General features: G+C 56.7%; 17 protein-coding genes and 1 pseudogene. 10 read left to right on the top strand and 8 right to left on the bottom strand.

The genetic code is table 11. The features are described from left to right. Positions 1–17: 17 nt before the first annotated feature. From BUA39_RS05895 to BUA39_RS05870, 6 genes are read left to right on the top strand one after another with little or no spacing between them, the layout of a single operon-like run. Positions 18–1,676 carry a sensor histidine kinase gene (locus tag BUA39_RS05895; protein WP_110721822.1) on the top strand — a complete coding sequence of 553 codons (1,659 nt, stop codon included), beginning with the start codon at positions 18–20 and terminating at the stop codon, positions 1,674–1,676. A gap of 19 nt (positions 1,677–1,695) precedes the next feature. Further along, positions 1,696–2,136 (top strand): HPr kinase/phosphorylase, encoded by a 441-nt coding sequence (locus tag BUA39_RS05890; protein WP_242648543.1) that lies wholly within the window; start codon positions 1,696–1,698, stop codon positions 2,134–2,136. Position 2,137: 1 nt separating this feature from the next. Further along, on the top strand, positions 2,138–3,055 hold the full coding sequence (rapZ, locus tag BUA39_RS05885; protein ID WP_072791920.1) for an RNase adapter RapZ: 918 nt from the start codon (positions 2,138–2,140) through the stop codon (positions 3,053–3,055). Then, positions 3,052–3,444, top strand: coding sequence for a PTS sugar transporter subunit IIA (locus tag BUA39_RS05880; RefSeq protein WP_072791918.1), 393 nt, complete (start codon positions 3,052–3,054; stop codon positions 3,442–3,444). The genes rapZ and BUA39_RS05880 overlap by 4 nt, the downstream gene beginning before the upstream one ends. Before the next feature lie 7 nt (positions 3,445–3,451). Beyond that, positions 3,452–3,730: an HPr family phosphocarrier protein gene (locus tag BUA39_RS05875; protein ID WP_072791916.1), complete on the top strand. Its 279-nt coding sequence runs from the start codon at positions 3,452–3,454 to the stop codon at positions 3,728–3,730. 54 nt (positions 3,731–3,784) lie between these two features. Then, a complete protein-coding gene (locus BUA39_RS05870) occupies positions 3,785–4,669 on the top strand; it encodes a lysophospholipid acyltransferase family protein (RefSeq protein ID WP_072791914.1) in 885 nt (294 codons plus the stop codon). On the opposite strand, the gene BUA39_RS05865 is transcribed toward BUA39_RS05870, so the two are convergent. Further along, complete coding sequence (locus tag BUA39_RS05865; protein ID WP_072791912.1) at positions 4,666–5,541, bottom strand: 3-hydroxybutyryl-CoA dehydrogenase; 876 nt, start codon at positions 5,539–5,541, stop codon at positions 4,666–4,668. The two genes, BUA39_RS05870 and BUA39_RS05865, sit on opposite strands and share 4 nt — an antisense overlap. Positions 5,542–5,698: 157 nt before the next feature. Here BUA39_RS05865 and BUA39_RS05860 point away from each other — a divergent pair, with 157 nt between their 5' ends. Next, positions 5,699–6,559 carry a DUF6473 family protein gene (locus tag BUA39_RS05860; protein ID WP_072791911.1) on the top strand — a complete coding sequence of 287 codons (861 nt, stop codon included), beginning with the start codon at positions 5,699–5,701 and terminating at the stop codon, positions 6,557–6,559. Between the two features lie 70 nt (positions 6,560–6,629). On the opposite strand, the gene BUA39_RS05855 is transcribed toward BUA39_RS05860, so the two are convergent. The 6 genes from BUA39_RS05855 to BUA39_RS05830 form a co-directional block, all read right to left on the bottom strand. Further along, complete coding sequence (locus BUA39_RS05855) at positions 6,630–7,559, bottom strand: electron transfer flavoprotein subunit alpha/FixB family protein (protein WP_072791910.1); 930 nt, start codon at positions 7,557–7,559, stop codon at positions 6,630–6,632. Next, complete coding sequence (locus BUA39_RS05850; protein WP_072791908.1) at positions 7,559–8,317, bottom strand: electron transfer flavoprotein subunit beta/FixA family protein; 759 nt, start codon at positions 8,315–8,317, stop codon at positions 7,559–7,561. Before BUA39_RS05850 ends, BUA39_RS05855 begins: the two co-directional genes overlap by 1 nt. 169 nt (positions 8,318–8,486) lie before the next feature. After that, a complete protein-coding gene (locus tag BUA39_RS05845; protein WP_072791907.1) occupies positions 8,487–9,059 on the bottom strand; it encodes a cob(I)yrinic acid a,c-diamide adenosyltransferase in 573 nt (190 codons plus the stop codon). A 1-nt stretch (position 9,060) separates the two neighbouring features. Beyond that, positions 9,061–9,264 (bottom strand): twin transmembrane helix small protein, encoded by a 204-nt coding sequence (locus tag BUA39_RS05840; RefSeq protein WP_072792672.1) that lies wholly within the window; start codon positions 9,262–9,264, stop codon positions 9,061–9,063. A gap of 99 nt (positions 9,265–9,363) precedes the next feature. Then, a complete protein-coding gene (locus BUA39_RS05835) occupies positions 9,364–10,191 on the bottom strand; it encodes an SDR family NAD(P)-dependent oxidoreductase (protein WP_072791905.1) in 828 nt (275 codons plus the stop codon). 64 nt (positions 10,192–10,255) lie between these two features. Next, complete coding sequence (locus BUA39_RS05830) at positions 10,256–10,813, bottom strand: SH3 domain-containing protein (protein WP_207546197.1); 558 nt, start codon at positions 10,811–10,813, stop codon at positions 10,256–10,258. A gap of 138 nt (positions 10,814–10,951) precedes the next feature. Here BUA39_RS05830 and BUA39_RS05825 point away from each other — a divergent pair, with 138 nt between their 5' ends. Next, positions 10,952–13,261: a DNA topoisomerase IV subunit A gene (locus BUA39_RS05825; RefSeq protein WP_072791899.1), complete on the top strand. Its 2,310-nt coding sequence runs from the start codon at positions 10,952–10,954 to the stop codon at positions 13,259–13,261. 71 nt (positions 13,262–13,332) lie between these two features. On the opposite strand, the gene BUA39_RS05820 is transcribed toward BUA39_RS05825, so the two are convergent. Further along, complete coding sequence (locus tag BUA39_RS05820; protein ID WP_072791897.1) at positions 13,333–14,688, bottom strand: cytochrome P450; 1,356 nt, start codon at positions 14,686–14,688, stop codon at positions 13,333–13,335. A gap of 129 nt (positions 14,689–14,817) precedes the next feature. Here BUA39_RS05820 and BUA39_RS05815 point away from each other — a divergent pair, with 129 nt between their 5' ends. After that, positions 14,818–15,408, top strand: a complete 591-nt coding sequence (locus BUA39_RS05815; RefSeq protein WP_131814573.1) for a hypothetical protein — start codon at positions 14,818–14,820, stop codon at positions 15,406–15,408. 151 nt (positions 15,409–15,559) lie between these two features. Then, positions 15,560–15,636: pseudogene (locus BUA39_RS16880) on the top strand (GTP-binding protein); the annotation flags it as partial.

Raw genomic sequence — 15,636 nt, 5'->3', positions numbered from 1 at the left:
GGATAAGCGCTAACAGGATGTCGCACGGGCGTGATGGTGATGTTGTCCTCGGGGATGACTGGGTTGCACCAGAATCCACAGTCGAAAAAGAAATGCGCGGTCGGCGAGAGCGCCGCCGCCTGACGCCTTTGCGCCGGTCGCCGCTGACCCGCAAAATCATCACCTTCAACCTGATTGCATTGTGCTTCATGGTGGCGGGAATTCTTTACCTGAATTCCCCACGCGAAAACTATGTGCAGCAGCGTCTTGATGCGCTGCGCTCTGAGGCGACGCTGCTAGGTGCCGTGTTTGAGGCGCAGATGCCGACTGGCGCGCCGGTAAATTTGGTGACGCAAGATGGGCTGGACGCGCAAGACATTCTGGATCGCACATCGTTGCGTGAAGGCGTACGGGTTGACGTCTTCGATCAAAACGCCACGCCCATCGCGCGCGCCGAAGGTGATCTCGCCGCTCCGATTGCGACGCGCGCGACACCCCTGACCGACGCTATGAACTGGATCTGGAGCAAGCTTTCAGGCGCAGAGGCGATTGATCATACTGCAGGGGCGGACGCGCGGATTGCGGGTTTTGCCGCAGCGCTTTTGGATCAACAATCATCCACTGCAGCGACGGCTGTCTTGGCAGAGGCTGAGTTCGCCTCTGGCATGGTTTTGGATCAATCCGGGCGCGCCATCGGCGCGATAGTCCTGTCGCAGTCCACAGCTGACGTTGATCTGCTTGTCTTGGCACAACATGAACGCATTTTGCAGCTGTTCTTGGTGGCTATTGTTGTTTCAGTCGGGCTTTCCGTGGTTCTGGCGTCGACGATCTCTAACCCATTAAGTGATTTGGCCGCCGCTGCAGAACTCGGACGTGACGGGGACGACCGGCAGGTCAATCCGGGCCGCGTGCGCATTCCTGACCTGACAGCGCGACCAGACGAAATTGGTCGCCTCAGCACTGCCCTACGCGGCATGGTTGGCGCGCTTTACGAACGGATCGACAGCAACGAACAATTCGCCGCCGACGTCGCGCATGAGATCAAAAACCCGCTGGCAAGTTTGCGATCCGCTGTTGGGTCCCTGCGTATGGTCAAACGCGAAGATCACCGCACGAAGCTGTTGGATGTGATTGAGCATGACGTGCGTCGTCTGGACCGTTTGGTCAGCGATATTTCCAACGCCTCACGGCTGGATGCAGAATTGGTCAAGGAAGAAGAAGAACGCTTTAATCTTGTCTCGATGATCAGCAATCTGGCGCAATACCTCGGGGATGATGCCAAGGGTAAGGGGATTGATTTCATTTCCGATCTGCCGACCAAACCGATTGAGATCATGGGCCTTGAGGCGCGTTTGGCGCAGGTTTTTGTCAACCTGATCACCAACGCGATCAGTTTCTGCGAAGATGGCGATGCGATCCGTGTCTGGGTCCGCAAGCGCCAGAACCGTGTGCTCGTGGTCGTCGAAGACACCGGGCCGGGCATCCCCGATCAGGCCTTGAACAAGATTTTCAACCGTTTCTATTCGGAACGCCCGCACGAAGATTTTGGCAACAACTCTGGCCTTGGCCTCGCGATCTCCAAACAAATCGTCGAAGCGCATGGCGGCGTGATTTGGGCCGAGAATATTCGCCCAACCGAGGCGGACATTACCTCCGATCCACTTGGCGCGCGCTTCGTGGTTGGCCTGCCTGTCTGATATGCAAGGCGAGGTGAATTTGAACAAAGGGCCGTCCCCGAAAGGGGGCGGCCTTTTGCATGCAAGCTGCGTTGCCTTTGAAAGCCGCGCCGTGATGATCAGCGGTGCCTCTGGCAGTGGCAAATCTGCTTTGGTGCTCGACCTGCTGACCCGAGGGGCACAGCTGGTGGCTGACGATCAGGTGCAATTAACTTGCCAAGAGGACGCGCTGTGGGCCAGTGCCCCGAGGGCCATCAAGGGGCGCGTTGAGGCGCGTGGGGTCGGTATTCTGAACGCCCCAACATGCGACACAGCGCAAGTCCATCTCTGGATCGATATGGATAAGGTCGAAACGAAGAGACTTCCTGAGGGGCACACGATTTCGCAATTGGGGGTGACTTTACCCTTGCTTTTCAAAGTTCCACACCCACATTTCGCTCCTGCAATCCTGCTTTATTTGTCACATGGGCGAAGCGCGTAAGATGGCAACGACCGACACTTCAACGCCGAGGCTGGTCCTCGTCACCGGGCCTTCGGGCGCGGGACGGTCGACCACGATCAAGGTGCTGGAAGATCTGGGGTTTGAGACCATCGACAACCTGCCGCTTGGTCTGGTGGAGCGGTTGTTTTCAGGTGCACGGCCCGACAGGCCGCTGGCATTGGGTTTGGACGCGCGCAACCGGGATTTCACACCGCAGGCCCTTCTGGACCTGTTGCGCGCGCTTGATGCGCATGACCCGGAGCTTCTGTATCTGGATTGCAGCCGAGAAATCCTGCAACGCCGCTATAGCGAGACCCGCCGCCGCCATCCAATGGCCCCGGAAGAAAGTGCAATTGTTGGGATAGACCGGGAAAAGGAGCTTCTGGTTCCTGTCAAAGACCGCGCCGATACGCTGATTGATACGTCAGAGCTAACAGTGCACACGCTTCGCGATGCGTTGACTGCGCAGTTCAAACCCGCTGGCAGCGCGCTATTGGCAGTGACGGTGATGAGTTTCAGCTATAAGCGGGGATTGCCGCAGGGCGTAGATATCGTGCAGGATTGCCGGTTTCTGAATAATCCCTATTGGGTACCTGAATTGCGTGGCCTGTCAGGGCGTGATTCTGCCGTGGCAAATCACATTGAAAACGATGACCGTTTCGAACCTTTCTTTGAAAGGTTGTGCGATATGGTGCGGTTTCTCCTTCCGGAATACAGACGAGAAGGTAAGGCGCATCTCAGTATTGGCTTGGGGTGTACCGGCGGGCAACACAGGTCGGTATTTGTGACTGAAAAACTGGCAGAAGCCCTTGCGCAGGACGGCTGGCGGGTGTCAATTAGGCATCGCGAATTGGACCGGCGCGAAGGGGAGGGCGTGACCGGATCAGGCAATGCTGAAAGCGGAGTGGCAAAAGCGTGATCGGAATCGTCATCGTGGCCCATGGTGGGCTGGCGCTTGAATATCTTGCGGCGGTTGAACACGTCGTGGGCGAACAGCCCGGTATCCGCGCGATCAGTATCAAGGCCGAATGTGACAGGGCCATGAAGCAAGATGAAATCTGCATTGCCGCTGATGACGTCGACAAGGGCGACGGCGTCGTTGTTGTGACCGATATGTTTGGCGGGTCTCCGAGCAACCTGTCGCTGCGCGCCTGCACCCCGGAAAACCGGCGGATCGTCTATGGTGCCAACCTTCCCATGTTAATAAAACTTGCCAAAAGCCGCCATCTTCCTGTACCGGACGCTGTCCGGGTTTCATTGGAGGCCGGGCGCAAGTACATCGACAGCCAGAACATAAAGACAGACTGAGCACAGCATGACCGACACGACGACACGCACCCTTGAGATCATCAACGAAAAGGGGCTTCACGCGCGGGCATCTGCGAAACTCGTTGAAGTGGTCGAAGGTTTTGACGCCACCGCAGAAGTGTCTAAGGATGGGCAAAGTGCCGGTGGTGACAGTATCATGGGTTTGTTGATGCTGGCTGCGTCACGTGGAACCAGGATTGACGTTCAGACATTTGGCCCAGATGCCCTTGCGCTTGCAGACGCGATTGAGGCATTGGTGGCCGATAAGTTCGGGGAAGGCTACTGATCTGGCACACTGTTGTCGATCAGGCCAAAAACACCGGACGGGAAGAATGACGTGATGGAAAAAGCGCCGCAATCTCAAGCGACACCTGATACCGACGGCGAAACATACGACCGTCGTCAGTTGACCTACGCGAATTCGTTTGATGACAACTGGACGTCAACCGCCATCAAGACAATTGAGTGGTTTACCGGCAAGATCACAATCCTGCGGATGGTCAATAAATTCGAGCGTATGAATGCGGACCACCGGGGGCAGCAATTCTGGGCCGGTGCCTTGGGCGTCATGGGCGTTAAGCTAACAACGCCACAGGATCAAATCGAAAACATTCCCACTGAAGGTCCGGTTGTGGTTGTGGCCAACCACCCGCATGGGCTTGTGGACGGTATGGTTCTGGCCGAACTGATTGGTCGTCGGCGCGAGGATTACCGCATTCTCACACGTTCCGTCCTGACCGGTCTGGATGAGGCCGCGACTTCTTTCATGATCCCAGTACCCTTTCCGCACGACCCCGAAGCGCAACGTAAGATGGTTGAAATGCGTGCCAAGGCGATGGATTTCCTGAAAGCTGGCGGTGTGGTCGCCTTGTTTCCATCGGGCGTGGTGTCGTCATCTGACACTTGGTTTGGCCCGGTGATTGAACGCGAGTGGAACGTCTTTACCGCCCAGCTTATCCGCCGATCTGGCGCGCGCGTCGTGCCGATTTACTTCCCGGGGCAGAACTCGCGCTGGTACCAGATCGCCAACCGCGTTTCCGCGGTACTGCGGCAAGGGCTTTTGCTGCATGAGATCGTGAAGTCGTGCAACAGGCCACAGGGTCCGGTCATTGGCAAGCCGCTGACCGAAGCGCAGATGGAACAACTACAGACCAATCCGCGCGGCTTCATGGCTTGGCTCCGGGCGCATACTCTGGACCTTGGAAAGAAAGCAGACGCGGATTAACGCGTCGGCACTGGGATCTCTCCGCGATAGTCGTAAAAGCCCCGTTTCGATTTGCGGCCCAGCCATCCAGCTTCGACATATTTGGTCAGCAGCGGGCAGGGGCGGTATTTCGTGTCCGCCAGGCCGTCGTGCAAGACGTTCATAATGGCAAGGCAGGTGTCCAGGCCAATGAAATCTGCCAGTTCCAGCGGCCCCATTGGGTGGTTCGCACCCAGCTTCATAGCATTATCAATCGAGGCCACATTGCCGACGCCCTCATACAGCGTGTAGCAGGCTTCGTTGATCATAGGGATCAGGATGCGGTTCACGATAAAGGCCGGGAAATCCTCGGCAGATGCGGCGGTTTTATCAAGCCGTTTGACAATCTCAAGGCAGGTTTCATAGGTGTCGTCATCCGTGGCGATGCCCCGGATCAATTCGACCAGTTTCATCAACGGCACAGGGTTCATAAAGTGGAACCCCATGAATTTTTCGGGCCGGTCGGTGCGGCTGGCCAAGCGCGTGATCGAGATGGATGAGGTATTGGATGTCAGGATCGTGTGGGGCTGAATATGGGGGAGCAGCCCTTCAAAGATTTTGTATTTGATCTCTTCATTTTCGGTGGCGGCTTCGACGATCAAGTCAGTTTGACCAACCTCAGGCTGCGATAGCGTCGTTTTGATCCGCGACATTGCTGCCGCTTTGGCATCCGCCGTGATCAGGTCGCGCGACACCTGCCGTTCCATGTTCTTGTCAATGCGCGCAACGGCAGCGGCTAGGCTGTCTTCGGCGATGTCATTCAAGATCACATCGTATCCTGCCAAGGCCATGACATGGGCAATCCCGTTGCCCATTTGTCCTGCTCCGACCACGCCCACAGATTTGATTTCCATACGCCCCACCTTTTCGCGTTTGCAGCGACTTTAAGCGGGGTGATGGGCGGACCACAAGAGCCGGAGATACAAAGAATGTTCCTCAAATTGTTCATTTAAGAGTTTTGCAATTGGAATCATCGACTCTCGCCTCGGGGCAGAAAGAGAGTTGTGGAATATGACGCTGCAGAAAAGTGGCCAAAGGCCGCTGGATTATTGTCCATGTCGATACGGATCGACCCGCGTTGACTTTCGTGGACCGAAGAAATCGCTGAATGGCCGCTACATCGCCTTCCTTGGCGGGAGTGAGACTTACGGCAAATACATTCGGCAACCCTTTTCGGCGCTTGTAGAGGAGAGCATTGGACTGCCCTGTCCGAACTTTGGGCTGATGAATGCTGGGGTCGATGTATTTCTGAATGAGCCAGAGATATTGGCCTATGCAGGCCGTGCTGAGGTGACGGTGCTGCAGGTCGTCGGGGCGCAGAATATGTCAAACCGGTTCTACAGCGTGCATCCGCGCCGCAATGATCGCTTTGTAAAAGCATCGGACCTGATGCAATCGGTATTTCACGACATCGACTTCTCTGAGTTCAACTTCACACGCCACATGCTGCAAGAACTGTCAGTGCGCGCCGAAGATCGTTTTGCCTTTGTCCGAGAGGAGTTGCGCAACGCGTGGTGCGCTCGGATGCAGCGGCTGTTGGATCGGATTCCCGGACATAAGATATTGCTATGGTTTGCCAACAACCCGCCGCCTCGGCGCACGCAACGGTCAGCCTTGGGAAAGGAGCCACTGTTCGTCGACCATAAGATGATCGACGGGTTGCGCCCCTTTGTATCGTCCATTGTCAACGTGCAGCTTTCCAAAGCTGCGCGCACAGCGGGCACAAAGGGCATGGTGTTTCGCGATCTGGATGAACCTGCCGCCAAACTAATGCCCGGCCCGCGCGCCCATGCAGAGGTTGCTGCGGCCCTAGTTGATGAGATTAGACCGCTGGTCGGGGACATAGACCTTACATTCGCGAAGGAGCATTAAGCGCAGGCAGGGCGCTAGAACGAAAATGGCCCGCACGAGGCGGGCCAAATCCTAAACTATGTCAGATCAATCAGCCGACTTTTTCAGTCAGTTCAGGCACCGCCTGGAAGAGGTCCGCCACCAGACCATAGTCTGCGACTTGGAAGATTGGGGCTTCTTCGTCTTTGTTGATCGCTACGATGATCTTGGAGTCTTTCATACCCGCAAGGTGCTGAATCGCGCCGGAGATACCGATGGCAACATAGAGATCAGGAGCCACAACTTTACCGGTCTGACCAACCTGCAGGTCGTTCGCTGCATAGCCAGAGTCCACCGCCGCGCGGGAGGCGCCAACTGCGGCACCCAGTTTGTCGGCCAGCTTCTCGATCAGTTGGAAATCTTCCTCAGACCCAACGCCACGACCACCAGAAACAACGATGCCCGCAGAGGTCAGCTCTGGACGGTCGCTTTCGGCAACCTTGTCTTCGACCCACTCTGACAGACCGGGGTTGTCAGAGGCAGAAATCGCCTCAACAGCCGCAGATCCGCCTTCGCCCGCCGCGTCAAAGTTCGCGGTACGGAAGGTCACAACCTTTTTCGCGTCGTTGGACTTTACGGTCTGGATCGCGTTGCCCGCGTAGATCGGGCGCTCAAAGGTCGCGCCATCGACAACAGCGGTTGCGTCAGAGATCACCATCACGTCCAGCAGCGCCGCAACGCGGGGCAGGATGTTTTTCGCATCGGTGGTCGCCGGGGCCACGATGTGCTCGTAATCGCCCGCAAGGGAAACGATCAGCGCAGCCGTTGGCTCTGCGAGGCGGTGACCCAGGGAGGCGTCTTCGGCTACGAGAACCTTGGACACGCCTTCGATTTTCGCCGCTGCGTCGCCCGCAGCAGCAGCAGATGCGCCTGCAGCCAGAACGGTCACGTCGCCCAAAGATTTTGCTGCGGTAACCGCTTTTGCGGTGGCGTCCAACGCCAGCTCGCCATTTGTGACTTCAGCCAGAAGAAGTACAGCCATCAGAGTGCCCCCGCTTCTTTAAGTTTCGCAACCAGCTCATCCACAGAGCCAACTTTGACGCCTGCAGCGCGCTCTTCTGGTTCAGATGTCTTAACAACTTCCAAACGAGGGGAGACGTCAACGCCGTAATCCGCTGGGGTTTTCTCATCCAGAGGCTTTTTCTTCGCCTTCATGATGTTGGGCAGGGACGCATAGCGTGGTTCGTTCAAACGCAGGTCAACGGTGACGATGGTTGGCATTTTGACTGCAATGGTTTGCAGGCCGCCGTCCACTTCGCGGGTGATTTTCGCGTTGTCGCCTTCGATGTCGACTTCGGACGCAAATGTGCCCTGAGACCAGCCCAGCAGTGCAGACAGCATCTGGCCGGTGGCGTTCATGTCGTTGTCAATCGCTTGCTTCCCGCAAAGAACCAGACCTGGCTGTTCTTCTTCAACAACCTTCGCGAGCAGTTTGGCAACGGCCAGAGGTTCGATGTCGGTGTGCACATCATCAGCCGCGTTGATCAGGATCGCGCGGTCCGCGCCCATCGCCAGCGCGGTGCGCAGGGTTTCTTGCGATTGCTTGACGCCGATCGAAACGGCAATCACTTCGTCCGCTTTGCCCGCTTCCTTCAGACGGATCGCTTCTTCTACTGCGATTTCGTCAAATGGGTTCATGGACATTTTCACATTCGCGAGGTCTACACCGCTGCCGTCCGCCTTCACACGAACTTTCACGTTGTAGTCAATCACGCGTTTGACAGGTACCAAGACCTTCATGGCGTCAGACTCCTTGTTGGTGTGAGGCTATGGCGACTCACACATTACGCTCTCTGAAGGGTTGATAGCGTTTCGACACGGTCGGAAACAGGCAAAAATCGTCACAAAAGGGCGTGGGGACGTCGCGTTTTTCGCATTCTTAGGGTTGTGATCACGCGACGCCGTAGCGTCATCTGTTCGCGCCGGGCACCCATAGCACGTCGTCTTTGCCGTTGTTGTTGGCGACTCTGGAAGCGACGAAGAACCAGTCTGACAGGCGGTTGAGGTATGTGATCACAACTGGATTGACCTCTGCATGCCCCGAAAGCTCTGTGGCAAGGCGCTCTGCCCGACGGGCCACTGTGCGGCAGACATGCAGCTGCGCCGCAAGTGCGCTGCCCCCCGGTAGGACAAAACTACGCAGGGGCGACAAGGCGCTGTTCATTTCATCAATTTCCGCCTCAAGGCGTTTGACCTGTGCCTCAACCATCCGCAGCGGGGGATACTCCGCCTCTGCGTCGCTGGCGATGTCGGGGCGGCAGAGGTCCGCACCCAGATCGAATAGATCGTTTTGGATCAGGGCAAGGCGGTCATCCATTGCACCTTCAGCAGAGAGGCGCGCAACGCCGACAAAAGCGTTCAATTCGTCACTGGTCCCATAGGCGTTGACCCGTGCGTCGTGTTTTGCAACGCGGTCGCCGTTTCCCAGCGCAGTGGTGCCCTTGTCGCCGGTGCGGGTGTAGATTTTGTTCAGGACAACCATCTTAGCCACCACTCCGAACGTAGATAAACAGCAGGATCAGAACCACCGCGACAGCCTGCGCCGCAATGCGTAGACGCATGATCTTATTGGCGTATTTCCGGTTGAATTCGCCGCCACGGGCAAACCCACCGATGCCAACTGCAAGGATCACCAAAACGGCGAGGGTGGCAATGGCCACAACAAGAAAGAGAGGGTCTTGCAACAACATGATGCATTCCTTTGAAGCTTTGGTCCTTACTTAATCCCTTTCCAAGAGATTGCGATAGGAAAGACGGTCGCGGGCGCGCGTGAAAACGACAAGGTGTCAGCTTTTGGCTGTCAGCCAGTCGAGTTTGCGGCTTGGCAGCAAACGACGCATCGCACCCATCAAATAGGTTGGTGTGGTGACAAAATAGCGTGGTTTTGGATTCTTTGCCTCAAGCGCTTGGATCAGCTTTTTGGTCACCGCCGCAGCGGGGAGTTCAAAGACATCGGGGCCGTCACTGTGATAAAGGCGTTTTTTCAGCCGGTCATATTGCGCGGCGCGCGGTGAGTTTTCCCAGTCGATCCAACGCTCAAAATGCGGCACCGCGTTTTCGCGGATTTTTGATGTGATCGGGCCCGGTTCGATAAGGATGATCTTGATTGGCGTATCCCGCATTTCGATGCGCAGCACATCCGTCAGCCCTTCAAGTGCGTATTTGGTCGACACATAGGCCCCGCGCCAGCGGGCGGGGATAAAGCCCAAAATCGAAGAATTGTTGATAACACGACCATGCCCCTGCGCCCGCATGACAGGCAGAACCCGTTTGGTCAGCTCATGCCAACCGAAAAAGTTGGCTTCAAACACGTCACGCAGCCCGTCCGTGGGCAGGTCTTCGACCGCGCCGGGCACCGCAAAAGCACCATTGTTAAACAGCGCGTCCAACGTGCCGCCCGTCGCGGCAAGGACCTCGGCCAGACCCGCCTCGATGCTGGCGTTGTCTTGGTAGTCAATACGCGGACTTTCAAAGCCCAGTTCCTTCATGCGTTCGCAATCGGCCGGTTTGCGGCACGATGCAAAGACACGCCATCCGCGTGCTCGAAGCCCCAGCGCCGCGTCATGTCCGATGCCCGAGGAACATCCAGTAATGAGTATTGATTTTTCTGCCATCATGTCCTGCCCAATCTTGAGGGCAAAATATGGACCTTATATGGCAGAGGCAATCATTGCATCCTTAGAAGCTGGCTTTGGTCAGAACGTTTTTGGCCATCCACCCGACTTGCCCAGTGATTGGATCACGGAACTTCACCCAACCGTTTTGCGGATCTTGAAGGACTTCGACTTCGCTGTCGCGCATCAATGTGCCCATAACCAGATACTCGGTGCCTGGCCCATCGCGCATCATAGCGTTTTCGCCAAAGACACGCTGAACCTGAGGCGTCTGGACCGAGGGCCTGATTCGTGCGCGGCTCACCTGAGCAACCTCACGGGTTTGAGCGCGTGGTCTAAGTGTTGTGCCAAGGGCGATGCGTTCTTCTGCTGGGATCGGGCGCATCTCTCCGACAAGAGAGCGCGATTCGAAGGGTTCCGCAAAAATATCGCGATTCTCAGCGGTGTAAAAAATTGTGTTTTGCGCGGGTGTCGTGTCGGGTGCGGGCTGTTTGGTGTTCGGCACAATCGGCGTCACCGCAGCAGATGCGCGGCGCAGTTCACTGAACGCACCGGGCTGAAAATCTGCACCGTCGCTGAGTCTGTAAAACCCCAATGTGACGATAAGAAGTATGCTGACCATAAGCCGTATCATTTGTGTACCCTAAGGTGAGAAAGGCCCGATTCCGGATTGCGCCTGTGTATCGGCAGCAGCAAGAAAAGAAACGCATTCTGTGCATGCTCGCTTGTCGCAGTTTCGTTGGACCTGTATCACTCTCCCATGACTGATTTACTTGACGATGATGACAGCTCAACGCGCGAAGTCGCGGAACCGTTCCGCCGTGCGATTGCAGATCGCTATCTGACCTACGCCCTTAGCACGATCATGCACCGCGCCCTGCCGGACGCGCGCGATGGTTTGAAGCCTGTGCACCGGCGCATCCTTTACGCGATGAACCGGCTGAAGCTGACCTCAGGCGGTAAGTTCTTGAAATCTGCCAAGATTTCAGGCGACACGATGGGCGATTTTCACCCGCACGGGGACGCTGCGATCTATGATGCGATGGCCCGCCTCGCGCAGGATTTCAACGTCCGTTACCCGCTGGTGGACGGGCAGGGTAACTTTGGCAATATCGACGGCGATAACCCGGCTGCCTCGCGTTATACCGAAGCGCGCATGACCTTTATCGCCGAGGCGATGTTGCAGGGGCTGGAAGAGAACGCTGTCGACTTTCGCGAAAACTATGATGGCCGCCTGACCGAACCGGTTGTTCTACCTGCAGAGTTCCCGTCGCTTCTGGCCAATGGTGCCGCGGGAATCGCAGTCGGCATGGCGACGAATATTCCACCCCACAATATCGCAGAGTTGATCGATGCCTGCCTGCATCTGATCAAAACGCCCGATGCCCGGGATGAGACCTTGCTCAATTATGTGCCCGGTCCGGATTTCCCGACCGGGGGTGTCATTGTCGAACCCAAAGAAAGCATCGCCGTTTCCTACAAAACCGGGCGCGGGTCTTTCCGTTTGCGGTCTAAGTGGGAGGTCGAAGATCTTGGTCGCGGCCAATGGCAGATCATTGTCACCGAGATCCCTTATCAGGTTCAGAAATCCAAGTTGATCGAAAAAATCGCGGAACTGATCCAGACCAAGAAGGTGCCGATTCTCGCCGATATTCGTGATGAATCCGCGGATGATATTCGGATTGTTCTAGAGCCTCGGTCCAAGAACGTGGAACCGGACATCTTGATGAACATGATGTTCAAATCCAGCGATCTGGAAACGCGGTTCAGCCTGAACATGAACGTGCTGATCGACGGCGTAACGCCCAAGGTCTGCTCGATGAAGGAAGTGCTGCAGGCCTTCTTGGATCACCGACGGGAAGTCCTCAAACGCCGCTCCACGCACCGGGTGGAAAAGATCGACCACCGGCTTGAGGTTCTGGAGGGCTTTATCATTGCCTTCCTCAATCTGGACCGCGTGATTGACATTATTCGCTATGACGACGCCCCCAAACAGGCGCTCATGGCCGAAGAATGGGGCGGCTCATTTGTCAGGGCGACCTCTGAATCCGACTATGTTTCTCCTTTGCCCGCGAAGGGCGAGGGCGAACTGACCGAGGTTCAGGCCGAAGCCATCCTGAACATGCGTCTGCGCAGTTTGCGTCGTCTGGAAGAGATCGAGTTGGTAAAGGAACGCGATGCATTGATGGCAGAGCGTGCGGACCTCGAAGACCTTTTGGCAAGCGACGCACTGCAATGGGCGCGGATCAGCGACCAGCTGAAAGAAACCAAAAAGAAATTCGGCAAAGACTATGACGGCGGCGCGCGGCGCACACAGTTTGCAGAAGCGGGCGAGTTCGAAGAGGTCCCACTAGAGGCCATGATTGATCGTGAACCGATCACCGTTGTCTGTTCGCAGATGGGCTGGATTCGCGCGATGTCTGGCCACATTGATCTGACGCGTGAGTTGAAGTTCAAAGATGGCGACGGCCCCCGGTTCATCTTCCATGCTGAAACCACCGACCGGCTCTTGGTCTTTGGCACCAACGGGCGTTTTTACACCTTGTCGGCCAGCAATCTGCCCGGCGGACGCGGCATGGGTGAACCACTGCGTTTGATGGTGGACTTGCCCAATGATGCCGATATCGTCGATATCCTCATCCACCAGCCCGATCGCAAACTGCTTGTGGCGTCAAGCGCAGGTGACGGTTTCGTCGCCGAGGAAAATGATGTTCTGGCCCAGACTCGCACGGGTAAGCAGGTGCTGAACGTCAAAGGCGACGTGAAAGCGCTGGTTTGTCAGCCGGTGAATGGCGACACGGTCGCCTGTGTCGGCGAAAATCGCAAGGTACTGGTTTTTGCGATTGATGAACTGCCTGTTATGGCACGCGGCAAAGGTGTGCGGTTGCAGAAATACAAAGATGGCGGGCTGAGTGATGCGACCACGTTCAATATGGACGAAGGCCTAAGCTGGAAAGACCCAGCAGGGCGGACCCGAACCGAATCCGAACTTGCCGAGTGGACCGGCAAACGCGCCGGGGCAGGGCGCATGGCGCCAAGGGGCTTCCCGCGCGATAACAAGTTCAACTAGGTGTTCGTCACGTTTCCGAGGCCCGCCACGCGCGGGCCTCGCGCCTTTTAACGTTCCGCAGATTCGGAGGGCTAGACGGCTTCAGCCGTCAGCCAAACCCCACCTTCGGGGCGCGTTGTCAGGATCATTACCGGCGATGGATCGCGTCCAACAACTGGCGTGAACCGAAATCGACCGAGCAATGTCGCGAGGATAATCACCGCTTCTTGCAAGGCAAAACTCGCCCCAATGCAAATGCGCGGCCCGTCCCCGAAGGGCAGGTAAGCATAGCGATCAACCTCTTTTCGGTCCGTGAACCGCTCCGGGCGGAATGCGTCCGGCGCGTCCCAAAGCGCCTCGTGCCGGTGCAGTGCATAAATTGGTATCATCACGGTATCGCCGCGCCGCACCTCGCGCCCACACAGCACGTCATCTGCTTGGGCCGTGCGTGAGACGATTCCGGCAGGCGGATACAGCCGCAAAGCCTCATCTATGATCATGCGCACATAGGGTAGGTTGGGCACATCGTCTCCGGTCGCGGCACTGTTGCCGCAGACCGCATGAATTTCGGCACGTGCCTTGTCCTGAACTTCTTGATCGAAAGCACAAAGATAAAGCGCCCAAGACAGGCTGAGAGCGGTGGTTTCATGCCCAGCAACGATGAAGGTCAACAGGTTGTCGCGCAGTTCTGCTGTGTTCATGCGGCGCTTTGTTTCCGGGTCTTCTCCGGCCAATAGCAGATCCAGCAGATCGGGCACCGCACGCGGCCCGCGCGCCTGCCGCGCGTCAATCGCTTTGTCCGCGACAGATTTCATGTCGTTCACGGCTGATCCAAAAAACATCCGCCCGGGTCGCGGCACCCAATCCGGCGCGCCGAACATATCAAGGATGGAAATTTTCCCAGCTTCGGCAATATAGGCGTCAATCGCGCCATGCACCGCCTGCGCATCAAAGTCGCCATCCCCCGAAAACGTCACATCTGCGATCACGTCAAAAGTGGTGCGGACCATTTCATCCAACAGGTTGACCGCTGCCGGAGCGCGCTCGGCAATGCGCTGGCAACAGTCTTCGGCGGCGGCGGTCATAATTGGCGCAAGCGCCGCCACATTGCGATGGGAAAAGACCGGGGCTGCCGCCCGCCTCTGCCAACGCCAATCGGCGCCTTCTGCGATGAAAAGGCTGTTGCCGATGGCGGGTTTCAATAGGTTCTTTGTGGCCTTGGATTTTGGGTAATCGTCAACCTTTTCCAAAAGCATGCGCCGGATGGCTCCGGGGTCCATCACCATATGCCACCGCAAACCGGTCTTGCCGGAAACCATGGGTTGTTTCACGGCGATGGCAGGTAGAATTTCCAGTAGGTTGCTCCGTGCCGCCTGCAAGCTGTGCCAAAGCCCGAGTGGCCGGGTTGCCAGTTTGGCATGCACCGGAATTTGCGTGTGTGTGTTCATGGCGTTCAGTCTAGGTCACTTCGCGGTAAAAACAATTCCGGGTGAGTAGGTCTCGGCCCTTTCAGCAGCCAATTGCGCTGCGCAGGGTCATCGGTTATGCCGGTGGGACGCTGCAAAAAAGGAATGCCCATGCCTCGTTTGATTACCGCCTTGGCCGCTTTGTTCCTCGTGACTGCCTGTGCGCAGGAAGGCGAAACACCGGATATGCTTGACCTTGGCGATTTCACCTTGGGGCACAATATCGTGGTCGCCCCTGACCTGACAAAGGGGCCGACGTCGCGGAATGCCACGGCTGAGGAATTGACCGAAGCGGTCAAGATGCAGATCGACAAACGGTTGGGCCGCTATGAAGGCGACCGGCTTGTGCATCTTGGTGTGAACATCGGGGCCTATATGCTCGCGCGACCCGGCGTTCCCCTCGTCTACACGCCAAAATCGGCTTTTGTGATCACCGTGACTGCATGGGATGATCGGGCAGAGGCGAAATTCCACGAGAAACCCAAGCAGATAATCGCGCTTGAGCAACTTGGTGGCACGCCGATTCTCGGATCGGGCCTGACAAAAACGCGCGAAGAACAAATCGAGGCACTCTCGATCAGCGTGGCCCGCCAGATCGAGAAATGGTTGGCTGAAAACGCCGAATGCATGACGGAAAACCCTTCGGAACGGGCCTTGAAAAACTGTTGGAAAGACGCGCCTCCCGCCCAAAACGATGAATAGGCCGCGTCTGATCGTGGGACGGCTGATTTTTACCGATTTCGCCGCATTCTAACCTAAACTGACGCTTGATTTTTGGGTCGCAAAGCAATATTTGCCGCCCGGAAGATCAATTGGGCCAATTTGAGGCCCCTAACATAGAAGGCGCCTCGAGATGGCTAAGGAAAAGTTTGAACGTTCCAAACCGCACTGCAACATCGGCACAATCGGCCACGTTGACCACGGTAAAAC

It is taken from the genome of Cognatishimia maritima, assembly GCF_900129685.1.
In the GTDB taxonomy this organism is placed as follows: Bacteria; Pseudomonadota; Alphaproteobacteria; order Rhodobacterales; family Rhodobacteraceae; genus Cognatishimia; species Cognatishimia maritima.
Note: the sequence above shows the minus strand (reverse complement) of the source record. Positions and strands in the feature narration are given on the sequence as shown.